The organism is Flavobacterium piscisymbiosum (assembly GCF_020905295.1).
GTDB lineage: Bacteria > Bacteroidota > Bacteroidia > Flavobacteriales > Flavobacteriaceae > Flavobacterium > Flavobacterium piscisymbiosum.
In genome coordinates this window covers 2,765,510-2,781,186 of the sequence record NZ_JAJJMM010000001.1, presented here as the reverse complement: position 1 = coordinate 2,781,186, position 15,677 = coordinate 2,765,510, and the positions used below count along the sequence as shown (strand labels likewise).

At 39.5% G+C, this 15,677-nt stretch carries 12 protein-coding genes; 4 read left to right on the top strand and 8 right to left on the bottom strand.

Features of this window, described 5'->3' with window-relative positions; genetic code table 11:
• Positions 1-2: 2 nt before the first annotated feature.
• Positions 3-212, bottom strand: a complete 210-nt coding sequence (locus LNP81_RS12090) for a helix-turn-helix domain-containing protein (RefSeq protein ID WP_230036120.1) — start codon at positions 210-212, stop codon at positions 3-5.
• 789 nt (positions 213-1,001) lie between these two features.
• Positions 1,002-3,194: an alpha-galactosidase gene (locus LNP81_RS12085; RefSeq protein WP_230036118.1), complete on the bottom strand. Its 2,193-nt coding sequence runs from the start codon at positions 3,192-3,194 to the stop codon at positions 1,002-1,004.
• A 243-nt stretch (positions 3,195-3,437) separates the two neighbouring features.
• Between LNP81_RS12085 and istA the strand changes: the two genes are divergently transcribed.
• The 4 genes from istA to LNP81_RS12065 all read left to right on the top strand — a co-directional run bounded on the left by istA (position 3,438) and on the right by LNP81_RS12065 (position 7,776).
• Positions 3,438-4,985 carry an IS21 family transposase gene (istA, locus tag LNP81_RS12080; protein WP_127340990.1) on the top strand — a complete coding sequence of 516 codons (1,548 nt, stop codon included), beginning with the start codon at positions 3,438-3,440 and terminating at the stop codon, positions 4,983-4,985.
• Positions 4,986-5,000: 15 nt separating this feature from the next.
• Positions 5,001-5,738 (top strand): IS21-like element helper ATPase IstB, encoded by a 738-nt coding sequence (istB, locus tag LNP81_RS12075; protein ID WP_056251131.1) that lies wholly within the window; start codon positions 5,001-5,003, stop codon positions 5,736-5,738.
• 294 nt (positions 5,739-6,032) lie between these two features.
• A complete protein-coding gene (locus LNP81_RS12070) occupies positions 6,033-6,905 on the top strand; it encodes an AraC family transcriptional regulator (RefSeq protein ID WP_230036116.1) in 873 nt (290 codons plus the stop codon).
• Between the two features lie 82 nt (positions 6,906-6,987).
• Positions 6,988-7,776, top strand: a complete 789-nt coding sequence (locus tag LNP81_RS12065) for an alpha/beta fold hydrolase (protein ID WP_230036114.1) — start codon at positions 6,988-6,990, stop codon at positions 7,774-7,776.
• Positions 7,777-7,897: 121 nt separating this feature from the next.
• On the opposite strand, the gene LNP81_RS12060 is transcribed toward LNP81_RS12065, so the two are convergent.
• From LNP81_RS12060 to LNP81_RS12035, 6 genes are all read right to left on the bottom strand, one after another.
• On the bottom strand, positions 7,898-8,746 hold the full coding sequence (locus LNP81_RS12060; RefSeq protein WP_230036112.1) for an enoyl-CoA hydratase/isomerase family protein: 849 nt from the start codon (positions 8,744-8,746) through the stop codon (positions 7,898-7,900).
• A gap of 59 nt (positions 8,747-8,805) precedes the next feature.
• The gene (locus LNP81_RS12055; protein ID WP_230036110.1) at positions 8,806-9,777 is read right to left on the bottom strand and encodes an SMEK domain-containing protein; all 972 of its coding nucleotides are present in this window, start codon (positions 9,775-9,777) and stop codon (positions 8,806-8,808) included.
• 147 nt (positions 9,778-9,924) lie between these two features.
• A complete protein-coding gene (locus LNP81_RS12050; protein WP_230036108.1) occupies positions 9,925-10,914 on the bottom strand; it encodes a DUF4238 domain-containing protein in 990 nt (329 codons plus the stop codon).
• A 56-nt stretch (positions 10,915-10,970) separates the two neighbouring features.
• Positions 10,971-11,771, bottom strand: a complete 801-nt coding sequence (locus LNP81_RS12045) for a hypothetical protein (RefSeq protein WP_230036106.1) — start codon at positions 11,769-11,771, stop codon at positions 10,971-10,973.
• 155 nt (positions 11,772-11,926) lie between these two features.
• Entirely contained in the window at positions 11,927-14,305 is a 2,379-nt protein-coding gene (locus LNP81_RS12040; RefSeq protein ID WP_230036105.1) for a TonB-dependent receptor, read from the bottom strand.
• Positions 14,306-14,466: 161 nt separating this feature from the next.
• Positions 14,467-15,564, bottom strand: a complete 1,098-nt coding sequence (locus LNP81_RS12035; protein ID WP_230036103.1) for a DJ-1/PfpI family protein — start codon at positions 15,562-15,564, stop codon at positions 14,467-14,469.
• Positions 15,565-15,677 lie beyond the last annotated feature (113 nt).

Sequence of the window (15,677 nt, the reverse complement as noted above, 5' to 3'; positions counted from 1 at the left end):
TCTTATTTTTTTAATGGGCTTATAAATTGAACATCAATATTCAAAACATTCAAGACCGCTATCAGACTGTCCAATCTTATGGATTGTTTATTTTTTTCAATATCGAACACAGTTGTTTTGCCTATGCCTGCCAAATCAGCTAATTGGAGCTGCGTAAGTCCCGCAGCTTTGCGATGTTCTATAATTAACTTCCCTAAATTAAAATCACTCATAATTACTGTCTAAGCAGTAAATATAATCATTTTTCACCTTGCAAATATCTAAAACTATATTTTTATATTTGTTTTACCGCTTTAACAGTAAATATTTGTAAATATTTAAATTTTTTCAAAATTTGCTGTATAATTAAATAGAATTACTGACCTAACAGTAATTTAAAATTAAAAAATCGCGTAGTTGCCTTATTAACGCGACAAATTAAGACTAGCTTATTATGAGCAATATAAAGATTCCAAATCTCTCAACATTGCTGAGAGAAATCAGCTGTCCACACAATCTTGCTATTTTTTCCCGATGTAAAAATGAGAATAAAAATTACAGCAAAGGAATTATACTACTTAAAGACAGAGATAGTGAAGTTGTAGAATATGCTTTGAGCAAATTTTGCTACTATAACTCCACATGATCAAAGTATTCCTCAGAGATAAAATATGAATTACTAAACAAAAGCTAATTACAACTTCCAGAGTACTACTAACTAATATAAATGCTTTTGGAGTACATATAAGATACAAATTCATATATTACTTCTGAGGACAAAAGTGATGCTTGGATTTTGTTGCAAAATCTTGGCACAAGCTACTTTTAAAGAAAAAAAAACAACAAAATCAAGGCCTAACAAGCTTAGGTTGGAATATATTATAACCAATTAAAGAAAAAAAACAAGCTATGTTCCTAAGAAAGTGATAGTTTATTTTTTATTTTTCATCTTGGGGTTTTAACATTTAATCACCCTTTACAAACAAACTTATTTTTTTGATCAAAAAAAAATAAAAACCAACTTAATTCAAAGCCTTCACCCGTAAGATTACACTGGTTCTTCTAGCATTGGCTTCAGGATTAAAACCAATCTTCATCAGGAAATCTCCCGAATAAATCTTGGAGCTATCAATGGGTGACTGTATTCCGGGATAAAGGTTTACTTCTTCAATTATGTATTGTTTTTTTGGATCGAGCCCCTGCATTTTAATAGGCAATCCAATTGTGGTATTGAATGTAGTGGCTACATAATAGTTGAACACAATTGCTTCCTCTTGATTCTCCTTGACATAAGCCATCGACGCTACTTTTTCCTCATCTGGGTTTTGTAGCCTATATTGATCACCATGCCAAATGATATCTTTAATTCCATTATACAGTTTCACTGCATTTTGCGCATACAATAAATCCTTAGCATCTAATTCATTTACACGAATGTCAAAACCCAACTTGCCCATCATGGCAACATCTGTTTTAAACTTAATGGGTTGTTTACCCATATCCGTTACATGATTGTCCACAGCAATAGAAGGGAAATAATACGAATATTCCCACTGCATAAATATTCTGTCGAACGGATTGGTATTATCACTTGGCCAAAACTCTGTAAAGTACTGCAGGGCAGCATAATCAACTCTTGAGCCACCGCCTGCACAAAGCATCATGGGTGTTTTTGGATATTTGGCTCTTACTCTTTCCAATACTTTGTTTAAACCACGAATATATTCGATATAAAAGTGATCCTGGTTTTTCAAGAATGGTGAGTGGGCATTGTAGATAAGCGAATTACAATCCCATTTGATGAACGCCAATTCAGGCACTTCTTTGAACAATTGCTCCACAGTATTGTATACAAAATCCTGAACCGCTGGATTAGTAAGATCAAGCACAAGTTGGTTACGCATATAAAATTCTTTTATACCTGGTTGCCTGATGATCCAGTTAGGATTTTTTTCATACAATTCGCTTTTAGGATTCACCATTTCGGGTTCTATCCATATACCAAACTTTACACCATGCGCAGTAGCTTCCTTACCTACAGAGCTGATACCATTCTTGAGTTTTTGTTTATTATACTGCCAGTCACCAAGCCCTGCTGAAGCTCCGTTACGGGGATATTTATTACCAAACCATCCGTCGTCTAGCAGAAAAACATCCACCCCTAGTTTCTTTGTGTCTTTAGTGAGTTCGCTCAGCTTTTCGTCATTGAAATCAAAATAAGTGGTTTCCCAATTGTTTAATATGGTTTGGCGTTGGCCGCTGCCTTGCGCCAATTGATAGTTTCTGGCCCAGCGTTGCAGATTCCGGCTGGCTCTGCCTTTACCTTCATCAGAATAAGTGTACACAAAACGTGGTGTAGTGAACTTCTCAGATGATTTTAATGTGTAGTTTGATGAAAAATTATTGATGCCCGCTGTTACACGCAAGTAGTATTCATCAAAGGTTTCAAAATCAATTTTAAAATTACCGCTCCATTCCAATGAACCGGCAATTACTTCTCCTTCTGTTTCGCCTGCAGGCTTGTTGATGGATATCATAAAAGAGGATGAATGCAAAAGGTTGCTGCGTGTACCCAACTTTGAATCGAGTGTACGAATGCCATGCAATAACTGCTGTTCTTCTGAGAGCATCTCACGTCCCCAGCCACTGTAGTGATTTTTAAGAAAAAACTTTTTACCCTGGAGTGTAAGGTTGGCAGAAGCATATTTATTCAACACAACATTACCCGTTTCCTTATGCTCTATTTCCGACCATTGTTCAATTACATCTTCTTTATAATAGGCATTGTAAAATAATGTAACTTGGAATTTGTACCTCGTATCTTTCAATACAATAGTAGTCAATGTCTGGTTATTGTCAATTTTTTTTACTTCGTGGTTTACATACTGCAACACTACGGATTTATTCCCATCGCTATGGGTTACAGACAAGGCAGGCTCCATCAGGTTAAGCGAGCCGGATGCTACGTAGGCTTCCCGCTTGTTAAACAAATCATCATTACCGACCTTAAACTTATCCAGCGAGTTGATGACCGCATATTCATCTGTATTTTTTAGCTTTTTCCCAAGGTAGGTGACCAGTAAAGAGCTGTCTTTGTCTGTTTGCAGTACAAGAACTGTATTTTCAGTGGATATTGTAATGGTTTCCTGGCTAGTAGCTTTGCCGGTAAAAAGTATCATCACGACAAAACAGGTTTTAAAAAACTTAGAATGCATTATATGTGGATTTTAAATTAGTAAGTTGGGGAACTTTGATATTAAAATCAGCTTTCCCATGGCTGGAAAAACCGGTGAATTTGACCACCTAATTCCGGAGTAAATTGACCACCCGTTCCGGAGCAAACTGACCACCTAATTCCGGAGCAAATTGACCACCAGGTTTTGTGGTTAATTAACGATTAAAAACTATTGATTTTTTCATGTTGTTAGAACCATACATTCGTTAAAAATATACGGATTATGGCAAACAAAATAACAGACATGAGTAAAATTAGAAAAGTAATTAAATTCTATTGTAATGGAAAGAGTAAGTTATTTATAAGTAGCTACTTATCCCTTTCAAGAAATACGGTAAAGAAATATATTTCTTTATTTGAAGTTCTCGGATTAAGCTTTGAATTAATCGACCAAAAAACCGATGCAGAGCTGGAACTTTTATTCTCCCAGACTAGTGTAGAGGCCATTAGCCCGAGATTACAGACACTTTATGATTTTTTTCCTAAAATGGAACGTGAACTAAAAAAAGTTGGCGTTACCGTACAGCATATGTGGGAACAATATATCGCTGTAAATCCGGATGGTTATCGAACTTCACAATTTCATTATCATTACAATATATGGGGCAAACGAGTTAATCCGGTCATGCATATGAACCATAAGGCTGGTGATAAAATGTATGTCGATTATGCTGGAAAGACACTCTCAATTATTGATATAGATACTGGAGAAGTCAAAGAAGTACAATTTTTTGTAGCAATATTGGGCGCTAGCCAATACACGTATGCTGAAGCTTCCATGAGCCAGCAAAAGGAAAACTTTGTTGACTCGGTAGAGAATGCCATGCGCTTTTTTGAAGGCACTCCTGCCGCCATTGTTCCGGATAATTTAAAATCTGCAGTAATAAAAAGCAGTCGTTTTGAACCGACAATCAATGAAACCCTTGCTGATTTAGCAGAACATTACGAAACCACAATTTTACCTGCCAGAGCTTACAGACCCAGAGACAAATCATTAGTTGAAGGAGCTGTTAAGATATTATATCGAAGGATTTATGTAACCATAAAAGAAACTAAGTTCTTTTCTCTGGAAGAATTAAACCAGCAGATCTGGGATTTACTTGACTCTCACAATAACAGAAAACTAACAGGACGCCCTTATTCCCGCTTTGAATTATTTTTAGAAGACGAAAAAGAAAAACTGCGTCCACTCCCACAAGATCGTTTTGAAATTAAATACCAGTCTTTTGCAACAGTAATGCAAAACGGTCATGTTCAATTAAGCCAGGACAAAAACTATTACAGCGTTCCGTATCAATATGTAAAGAAGAAAGCCAAGCTGTTATATACCAAATCAACAGTAGAGATTTATTATAAATACAATCGAATAGCTGTACATCCAAGAAACTACAAACCTTATGTCTATACAACAACTCCTGAGCATTTAGCCAGTACACATCAATTTGTAGCCCAATGGAGTGCTGCCCGCTTCATTGAATGGGCTAATAATATTGATGAGTCAGTAGGAGAATATATAATGCAGATAATCGAAAGCAGAAATCATCCGGAACAGGCTTATAAAAGCTGTTTAGGAATACTGAATTTTGAAAAAAAGGTAGGCAGACAGCGATTAATAAATGCCTGCAGGCGGGCACTTGATTTTAAAATTTACAATTTTAAGACCATACAAAATATTTTAGAAAACAACTTGGATCATATTGATTTTGATCAAGAACCTGAGCAGGAACTTCCTGATCACAGTAACATAAGAGGAAAACACTATTATAACTAAATTAAATCTTGAAAAATGAATGAATCCACAGTAACCAAAATGAAACAAATGAAGCTTTATGGCATGTTTAATGCTTTTAAAACAGCCATTGAAAGCGGAAAAACAGATCATTATACCCTTGACCAGTTTGTATCGATGATTATTGATGCAGAATGGGATGAAAGGTACAATCGTCGTATTGAACGAAGTATCACTAATGCCAAATTCCATTACAAATCAAATATTGAAAGTATCAATTTTGATGTATCACGTAACCTGGACCGAAACATGGTACTGCGTCTGGCAGAATGCGAATTTATAGAGAAAAACGAAAACATCTTAATCACTGGAAGTACCGGGGTTGGTAAAAGTTATTTAGGTACCGCATTAGGTTATCAAGCCTGTATACAGGGTTTTAAGGTAAGTTATTTTAATACCTCAAAATTGTTTGCTAGACTAAAAATGGCTAAAGCAGATGGCACTTATCTGCGGGAACTTACCAAAATACAAAGACAGGATGTTATAATACTTGATGATTTTGGGCTTCAGGCACTTGACAGCCATAACCGAATTACTCTTTTGGAGATCATAGAGGACAGGCATAATAACGGCTCTATAATCGTGACATCACAAATCCCAGTCCAAGGCTGGTATGACATAATTGGAGAAAAAACGATAGCCGATGCAATATTAGACAGACTTATACACCAATCTCACAGGCTTGAATTACATGGCGAATCCATGAGAAAGAAAAGAGGAATAAACAAAGAGTGATATTTTATTATATTTGAATACTAATTAACAGATGAAAAAATATAGTTTTTAATCAAAACGGAGGTGGTCATTTTGCTCCGGAATTAGGTGGTCATTTTGAAATGGAATCAGGTGCTCACTTTAAAACGGAATGGGGTGATCAATATAACCGGAATTTGCACTGTAACAAAGCTGAATAAGGTTTAATCAAGAATAAACATAACTGCAGTTCACAAATGCAACCGGTTAAAAAGTGTGGTAGACAACACTACTTCTTTGTTACTCAAGAATTATACAATATCAAAGAGCAAAAATATGCGAGCAAAAATTAAAAGAATAACATATGATGCTGACTCGAATCTTGGAATTGAGATTATCGCAATAGACAATGAATATGTTGCTTCAAGGGAAAACCTTTTACAGCCCATTCGGAGTTCTTTTTTTACCATACTTTGGTTTTTGGAAGGCTCCCCTACTCATCTGGTAGACTACCAGAGTGTAAAAATTATAGAAGACAGCTATCTTTTCGTGGGAAAAGAAGTCGTACAATATTTTGACCAGCAGGAATCTTTCAAAGGCTTTGCTTTGCTCTTTACAGATGACTTTCTCTGCAGGGATAATTTTGATTATCACCTGTTCAGCAACAACATCCTTTTTAACACTATCAATCATCAGGAAGCCGTCTGTACCATTAAAGCCGCTCCGCCTTTAAAGGAAATATGGACACTTATAAAAGCGGAACTCAACAATCCAAAAGATATCTACCAGTCACATCTGCTCAGAAATCTGCTTCATAATTTTCTTTTTACGGCCGAACGGACTACAGGACAGCGAAACCTTAATTCCAGCTCTCATTCAGCTCATCTGGAAATTTTAATGAAGTTCAAGGATCTTATCGAAAAAAAATTTAAAGAGCAAAAGCCGGTAATCTATTACACCGATTTATTACATGTTTCTAATAAAGTTTTAAGCAGAGTAAGCCAGGGGATAATAGGACGAACTCCAAAGCAAATGCTTGATGACCGGATATTATTGGAAGCAAAACGGCTGCTTGTAAATAGTTTGGATGCAGGTAAAGTGATAGGTTATGAATTAGGCTTCAAGGAACCTACAAATTTCATCAAATATTTTCGACTTCGTACGGGTATGACACCGATTGAATTTCGGAGCCGTTACACAGAGGGATAAAATGTATCATCGAAGGGCTTTATTTTACCTTTTTCAATACTGCATTGAGATATTACTTTGCAGTAATTAAAAACGCAATAAAATGAAATTTCAAGTAAACAATATCAAGCTTCATGTCGTGGACGAAGGAAACCAGTCCCCTGTCCTATTATTTCTTCATTTCTGGGGCGGTTCTTCAAGAACCTGGACCGAGGTCGCTCAGCTGCTCGCCGACCGTTATCGTACCGTTAGGTATGACCACCGTGGCTGGGGAGAATCTGATAAACCTGAAAGCGGCTATGATATAAAAACGCTCGCATCCGATGCGATCGAACTGATTAAACAATTGCAGCTGGACAACTACATTTTGGTAGGCCATTCAATGGGAGGCAAAGTCGCACAATACATTGCGGCCCAAAAACCTGACGGCTTACAAAAACTGATTCTGGTTGCACCTTCCCCTGCAAGTCCAACCATTTTTCCCCAGGAAGCACGTGAGCAGATGCTCAGGGCCTATACCACTGAAGAAGGAATAAACATAACTATTGACCAGGTATTTCAGGCTGGCAATATCGATGCGCAAATAAGAGAACGCACCATTGAAGACATCACAAAACATAGCACAGCTTCAAGGGAGGGCTGGCCAAATTTTGCTATGCTGGAAGATGTTTCCAAGGGACTAGATAACATTAAGGTGCCAACACTCATTATTGCCGGCGAGAATGATGTGATAGACAGCCCGAAACGCTTAGAGCAGGAAGTAAAAGATAAGATACCAGGTTCTTCCTTGGTAATTATACCAAAGGCAGGACATTTACTGATGCTGCAGTCTCCTGAACTGGTAGCTTCCCACATAGATACTTTTGTGAAGCAGTCTTCAGCTGATAAATAGAACCAGTAGTCTAAAAGGCAAGATTCAGCTCAAAAGTTCAATATCCAATTTCATTAAATTAATAGTCCCAAAACATTTGGGACTATTTTCTTTCAAGAGCTATGCTCAGGCTTTGTTATGATCACTCATATCTGGGTAGATCAATTTCTAATGGCTCGTCACCCCATCCGTTGGCTTTAGCCCTTCTTACGGCCTGTTTGGCTCCTTCACCACCAACAATTTTGGCAAGCGTTAGAAAGGTTTCCTGGAGATCTTCCACAGCAGGAACCGGTGATCGCAGGTTTATAAGCTGTTTTGCCGTCGCCAGCGCCGTTTTATCCATTTGCGCAATTCGTCTGGCAAGCCGGTCTACATATTCATCCAGTTCCTGGTCCGGGATCGACCTGTTTATCCAGCCGTAAAGTTCTGCAGTGTCAGCATCGAAATCATCCCCGCTCAGTATAATTTCCAATGCCCTGGATCTTCCCACATGGCGCACTAACCATTCAATACCACCGCCGCCTGGTCCGCCGCCGAAATTTATCTCCATTTGAGATAAACGGCTGTTCTCCCTGCTGGCAAAACGCATATCAAGCGCGCATAAAAATTCGTTACCCATACCTCTGGCCCTTCCCCTGATCTTGGCGATGGAAACCAGTGGTGTAGTGCTCAGCCAATGGCTGAAAGCAGGCCATTCTTTAAGTACATGTTTTGCACCGGGAATGTCCGGAACAACATTCATCTGCGCAAGGTCCAGATGAGCTATGAAGAAATTAAGCACGGCAGATTCGAAAACAACAACCTTTGCGCCGTTGTCCCCTTCAGCATACTCTTTTAGAAGCTGCAAACCTGCAAATACCTCAGGGCCAAGCAGATTTAAAGGAGGATTGATAATGGTCGCAAGAAGGTATCCCGGGCTTTCTTCACTTACTATAAGTACCTGACTGTCTATCAGATTTGTTCTGTTAGGGAATAACTTATCTGAGTTCATAATCTAATATTTTTTTAGGTTTATTAAATCTATATTGGTTATTAAAAAATACAAGAATTTTACTTGTCTAAAACTGTGAAATCCATTGCAACCATAATTTTGCTAATCAATCCATTTTGTTGGGCATAATCCACTATATCTATACCACTCTCCTTGAATCTAGTTGCCATTGTGGGATCATCAGCATCCGGTGCAGAGATAAACCTCCTATTGGATAATATGTCTATTTCTTCCCTTACCTCATTCAAGGGCCACTTAAGTTTTCGCTTGAATTCATTAAAATCAACATAATAATTTCCGTCAGACCACTCACCGTGAGATACTATTAAAGACAAAAATTCTCGGGTAATCCTGGGTAGTTTTGCAAGATCAGAATAAAACAAACCAATAGTTCTTAGGTCATTACCTTCATAATTATCAATAAAGAGATGTGCGTTCTCACACATAGTATTTGGCGTTATTTCATACTTATCAATAAGGGATGTAGGATAAACTCCCTCGGCGTTGGGGATTTCTATTTCGGTTATCACAATTTGAAATTCTTTCTCGAAGAGTTTGTGAAGCTGATAGAGTTCATCATATTTAAGAACAACAATCTGCCTCGCCAGGTCGGATATATCCATTATATCGCCGATATCGAATTTAAGCACTGTTAAAAGCTCTGGCTTGACAGCACTGTAGGTCTGCTGTTTTTTTCCTAAAATAAAAACCTTTATCGAATCGTACTGCTTTTGCTGCTCCACAGTAATTTTTTCCAATGTATTGTTGACCTTTTCCGACGTACTTGTTGAGGTTATCTGGAAAGCAATCTTATTTTTTTGGTCTCCTAAATCCAATCCCGGCTCATTGGAACGTTCATTATTAAGATTTTTTAAGTTTAAACTGTAGCAGATATTGAGTAATTCCTTAAAAAAGTCCTCGCAGTATTTATTAAGGTCTGTCAAACCAATTTGGCATCTTAAGTCAATTTGACCTTGCAGTACGCTGAGGTCGTCAACAAGCTTCCCGATAATAATTCCTCTTGTAAGCATATATTTTTATTCTTTAACTGTTAGAGATATAAGTCTTCATTTTTCTTCACCGACCACGGAAGATATTCTATCGATTCCCAGGAAAACTTTATTTTATATTAAAACAAATGCGGCAGCCGCCAGCGGGCTGCGAAAAATTGTTTTTTTTCATATGCCAAATTTCCCGATGAACTTCTGTAACGCTGCCCTGTCCTCTTCACTCATTTCAGCAGTAGGCTTTTCCGTAATGTCTTTGGTGTCGAGATAGGATTCCAATTCATCTCTGGTTCCCATCATGAACTTTTCAGAATTCTCCATCTGCTGGTAATTGGAAGTCAGCTTTTCCATTGCCGCCATGAAACCGGTTGAAGTTCTCCTGAATATTCTGTTTTCTAAGCCTTCCGATTTTTCAGGAATCAAAATCAGCATGTGTTTTGGATCCAGAGGCAGATACAATAAGTTGTTGGGGTCGAAAGGTGCAAATCGTGTAGCCGTCGGATTACTAGCTATAACGGGATTATCGCTTATCACAAATTCCAAATCGTCTTCTCCCAGCCTTACCACCGTTATGGCATCCACCTGTACTCGGATATTGATCAGCTTGAAGGCAACCTCCAGTTGGGTCAATATCATATGGGGCTGTCGCTCTTCATTGAACTCCTTGGTAAACTGCTCCAATGTTTTTCCTGCAATGGATATTTTTTCACCTTCAAAGACAAAATAATCCTTCCCGGTCTGCTCGCAAAGCTGGAACATTTGGTAGAAGACCCTGCTCATAAGGCTCTTACTTGCGTTGACCCACTTAGTTGTGCGATAATACATCGTAATGACCGTAGAAATAATTAGCTTCCTTTCCTCAGGGGTAACTTCTGTTTTTACGGGATTGACAAGAATGTCATAAATGGTAGAATAATGCTGTTCAAATTCTTCAGCATAGAAATTTTCAATTGCCATTTTCTGGTCATCAGTTTCCCCTGGCAAAGTATAAAAGTCCTTTTCAAGACCGATATTCTTGATATTTACTTCAAAAATCTTATCTTTATCTGTTGACGAATTTGGCAGCGCGCAAATGAGATAATCCTGACCATCCTGCCTGGCAAAATGCTTAAGGTAAGTACGGGGAACAAAATGCTGTCTTTTTACTAAATTTCCTGCCATTCTATTTTTTGCTATAAAGTGAATAATTTCCCTGCTTTAACTACAGTTAGGCCTTTTTACAATAAGTTTGTTTCAATTGCATGATCTAACAGCCTTTTGCATTCATGAATTGAAAAGCCGAAAACTATTTGGGAATTTTTCAATACAGAAGCAGCTAGAGCTACGAGTTTTCCTTCTTCATCAACAATAGGTGCACCGCTGCAGCCTCTATAATCATCTGCGTCTCTTATGATTTTGTCTGCCAGAAACATATGGAATCTTCCTTTTGTCTTATGGAAGGTAAGACCAATTTTTAATGTGATTTGACTCTCTATTTTTCCCGGGTTTATCTCTTGCCTTATGTAACCGCTAAAACCGTAAACTTTACTTTTGTCCGGATTATCAATGGCATCAAAATCAAAAATTATTTTTCTACCTTTTTCAATTTTGTGGTAAATAAAATCTGTTTCCGGCTGTATTAATTCTATGGGCTCTTTGATTTCACAGAAAGTAACATCCAGTGTCTCATTAAAATTCTGTAATAGGTCATCGAGCGACTGAATTTCTTCCAGTATTTGGTCCTTTGCCAATTTGTATTCATCAAAGAAACACATTGCACCTACTGAATATATAACTCCCTTACCGTCTTTTGGCAGCTGGTTTGTGATGATACAGGTAGATTTACCTTCATAATCTGTTACATGGGCTACGGAAAGTAGAAATAATCTTTCACGATGTCTTACAATGCAGCCGCTGCCAAAACCTTCAGGCTCAAGGTCACCGGGTGAAACAACTATTAAAGGTATTGATGCCTTGACTATCACATCTAATGCAGAACCAACTTGTTCAGGCTGTAATTCCATTTTTCCTTTCTCCATACTTTGCTTAGTTTTATATTTTTCGTTATACGGGCAACCCTGACTGTAAGGGAAGACGTAAATCCTTCCCTGCCTAGCTCAGACGAAGTTACAAAAAAAGCCACTCAGATTGCCATTAACCACCACTATCATACGATCCAGCTGTGATACACAATTTAAAATTTTAAAGTGGCGCTTATTGTCAGCTTCCTGAGCATTCCGGGAGAATACGTCCAGAAAGAGCCTGTGTAATACTTACTGTTGGCAAGATTATCAACATTGGCAGCAAATCTGTAACGGCTGCGATTATAAAAAATCCCGGCATTGTAAATCCTGTAAGCCTCCAGATAAAATTCACCCTGATTCCTGTTATTTATTATGACATTTTTACTGCTGTAATTCCCTCCAAACCCAGCTCCCAAACCGCTTAACACTCCTCTGGAGATATTATAGCTTGCGTAAAATGTTAAAGTGCTTTCAGGTCCTGCATCTTCAGGCCTGAGCCCCTGAAAGGCAGCATTTGAGGACGTAGCGGTACTGTGGTTATAGGCATATCCTGCATTTAGCAAAAGGCCTTCTACTGGTTTGGAATAAATGTCTGCTTCAAACCCCCTGCTGTTTTGGGTGCCGTCCTGCACACGATAATTCGTTCCCTGCGTGGTCCCGCTCGACCTGATGATATTGCTCAGGCTTATATCATAATAGCTGATTGTAGCGGTCAGCTTCTCATTGCTCAAATCTGTCTTGATTCCAAATTCCCACTGATTTGCCATTTGGGGCTTGAAGACCGATACCGTACCATCGGGCTGCGTAAAAGGAGCTACATTCTGAAATCCGTTCATGTAGTTTCCAAAGAGTGAAACTCGATCTTTAAACAGCTGGTAGACCAGCCCGAACTTTGGGGAAACTGCCGTCTGGTTATAAGCGCCCGTTGTCGTATTGGTGGCAAGCCTGGTCGTTCCCTCATTGATGTACCGGTCAATCCTGACACTCAGCATGGCTGAGAGCCGGTCAGTAAAATTAATTACATCCGAGCCGTAAACAGAATAGGTTTTGACATCTGAAAGGCTGCTTGTCGGGGTGTAAGCGCTTAATTTTTGGTTAATAATAACTGAATTAAAATTACTGTACCCGGGCATCGGATGCAGGATATTCAGTGTATCTATTGAAGGCCTCCCGCCCTCTCCCAGCGAATTTGATACCGTGTTTGAAGAATTGGAATAATAGTCCAATCCCAGCAGTACACGGTTTCTTAGTTTCGCAAGCCTGAATTCCCCTGTAAAGTTTTGCTGTATCTGGACGATCGCATAGGTACTTTTGCCATACTGGATCGTATTTCTCTGCAGCAGGCTGTCACCTTGCAGAAGCCTGTAGTGAGGGTAATCCCCGCTGTTTTCGGTTACCGTTCTAATTATATTGGTCTGAGAGTTCCATTTGTCCGATATTTTGTAGTTGATCTGGCCGTATAAACTCTGTGAAGGATTTTTTAATACCTGTGAGTTATTGCTAAAGGACTTCTTATAGTCAATAGGAATAGCCGATGAGTGGTTTTTTGTGTTATTGCCAAGCCATTTACCTGCAGGTGTCAGCTCAAATTCAGGTGTGCTTTCCTTACTTAAGATTTCTATATCCATATTAAAGCTAAGCCTGTCATTTACCCTATAAGTCAGGCTAGGCGCTATAAAGGTGCTCGACATAAAGCCCGAATCCTGAAAACTGCCCGAATAATGATAGGAAGCGTTAACCCTGAACAATACATTCTTTTCCTTATCCAGCGGAACGTTCACATCTGCTGTGAACCTGCTCAGTCCATAACTTCCTCCATGATAGCCGATTTCTGTATGAAAGCCATCGAATGGCTTTTTTGTAATCCTGTTAATAAGGCCTCCAAAAGATACAAGAGTACTGCCGTACAGGGTTCCGGAAGGTCCCTTAATTGCCTGAAGCTGTTCCAGATTGGTTACATCAGGATCTGAGGTAGCATAAGATGCTACGCCGTTCCTCATATAGGTTGGCTTATGAAATCCTCTGATGATATAAAAGCTGTTGGTCCATGCCCAGCCTCTGCTCACCCCGTTCAGGCTTCGCACCGCCGAATTAAGGGTTGACACTGCCTGCTCGGTCAAAACCTGGCTCGAGACTACACTGCTTACCTGAGGGTTTTCTATGTCCTTGAGCCGCATCTTGGAAGTATAGACACTGGCCTGGTCTTTAAAGCTGTTTCTTCTGCCCTCTATTATTACTTCCTGAAGCAGAGTGGTCAGTTTGCTGAGTTTGAGATTTAAGAAGATACTGTGGTGTTCCGATAACAGCACAAGTTCTTTTTTGGCAGAATAAGCTATCGCAGATGCGACAAGGGTATAATTTCCCTTAGGCAGATTCTTGAATGTAAATTCTCCGTACTCATTCGTTACGGTATGAAAATTTGTGTTTTCCAGCTGTACGTTGATGCCCTCCAGTGCCTCATTATCATCTGAGAAGATTCGCCCGGTGATCTCCTGGGCTGAAACGGAATACGAAACAAGCAATATTAGTATGTATAATAGTTTTTTCATGTATATGTATTGAAAATCCCCGAAACAAATTCAGTTTCCATAGTGGATGCGGAGTTGTCATCTGCATAAGATGGCGCCGTCGATAGTATTTAGCAGGACTGAAAACTTAGCAATTGCAGGTCTTCTGGAACAATTGAATGCTGCTTAAGGGGATTTAGTGATTATTTTGCGGTTTTATATTTGGCGAAGCCGGGATATTCCATAATACGTCCCACTGAGTATGCAGATTCGCGTCCATAACGATCGGCAATTTCTTCAAGAGTCCTGTCAATTATCCTTACTGCCTTTTCGCCTCCAAAAGGCGGCAGTACCCTTGTAAGCTCATCTGTATCTGCAACCTTATCCGGAATGATCCGAATACCATTTGCCAGTGCAACAGGGGCATTTGTCCCGGCAAGGATTTTGACCGACGTCCTGCCCGTCATCCTCAGCGCATCTGCCGTAATAGCAATTGCGATCTCTTCATCTCCTTTTTCGACGCGAATGCCGGTAGATTCAATCCTGCCTGAACCTGCCCCGAACTGGCCTGGACCGTCATAGTTCACGAAAACTTCACTGTTGTGCTCAGTCCCCCATTCCTTGACACCCAGCTCCTGTGCAAGGGATAACGCCTTCTTATGTCCGGCAATGGCCTCCACTAAAGCGATCGACACCGGGATGGAAGCGCTTATACCTGCGCTGGAGACTATTTTCCCATCGGAAACATACCTGATATTCTTTTCCCATTTTACCTTAGGGTATAACGTTGTCCGCTCTTCAAAATTTGGAAAATACGACGTAGCCCTATGACCATCCATCAAACCTGTGTTTGCCACCGCCATAGCGCCAAGGCAGATGCTTACCACTGTGCCTCCCTTTTCACCTTGGGATCTGACCCAATTGACAAGATCTTGGTCCCCTGTATTTCTGATATTGGGCACAATGATATAGTCTGCCCCATTTGGATACAGACTGTCAAATTCTGAAATGGTGGTTTGAAGGCTGAACGTTAACGGCGACATGGTAACATTCCCGGATCTCGTCGAGACGGAGATAACTTGTGCTGTTCCTGATTTTCCCAGAACTCCGTAAGGAAGCATAAAGTCCATCAATTCTGTTCCCTCGTTAAGGGCAACGACAGCCACTACCGGCTTGTCTCTTCCAAATCTGGGTTTGTAAGGATCGATTTTTTCGCGTCCGGAATTGCTTCCGGTTTGCGCGCATGATATATGGCTGAGCAATGTTAATAGTGTCATCAGTAATGGTATTATTTTTTTCATTTGGAAAGTTTATACGCAAGATCCTGCAGGCAGTTTTTTGCCGGCAAGGTATCCGTAGTTAGAAGTGGTTACAGTACTGCCTGAAACTGCAGCTGTAACATTTAGGTATGTCC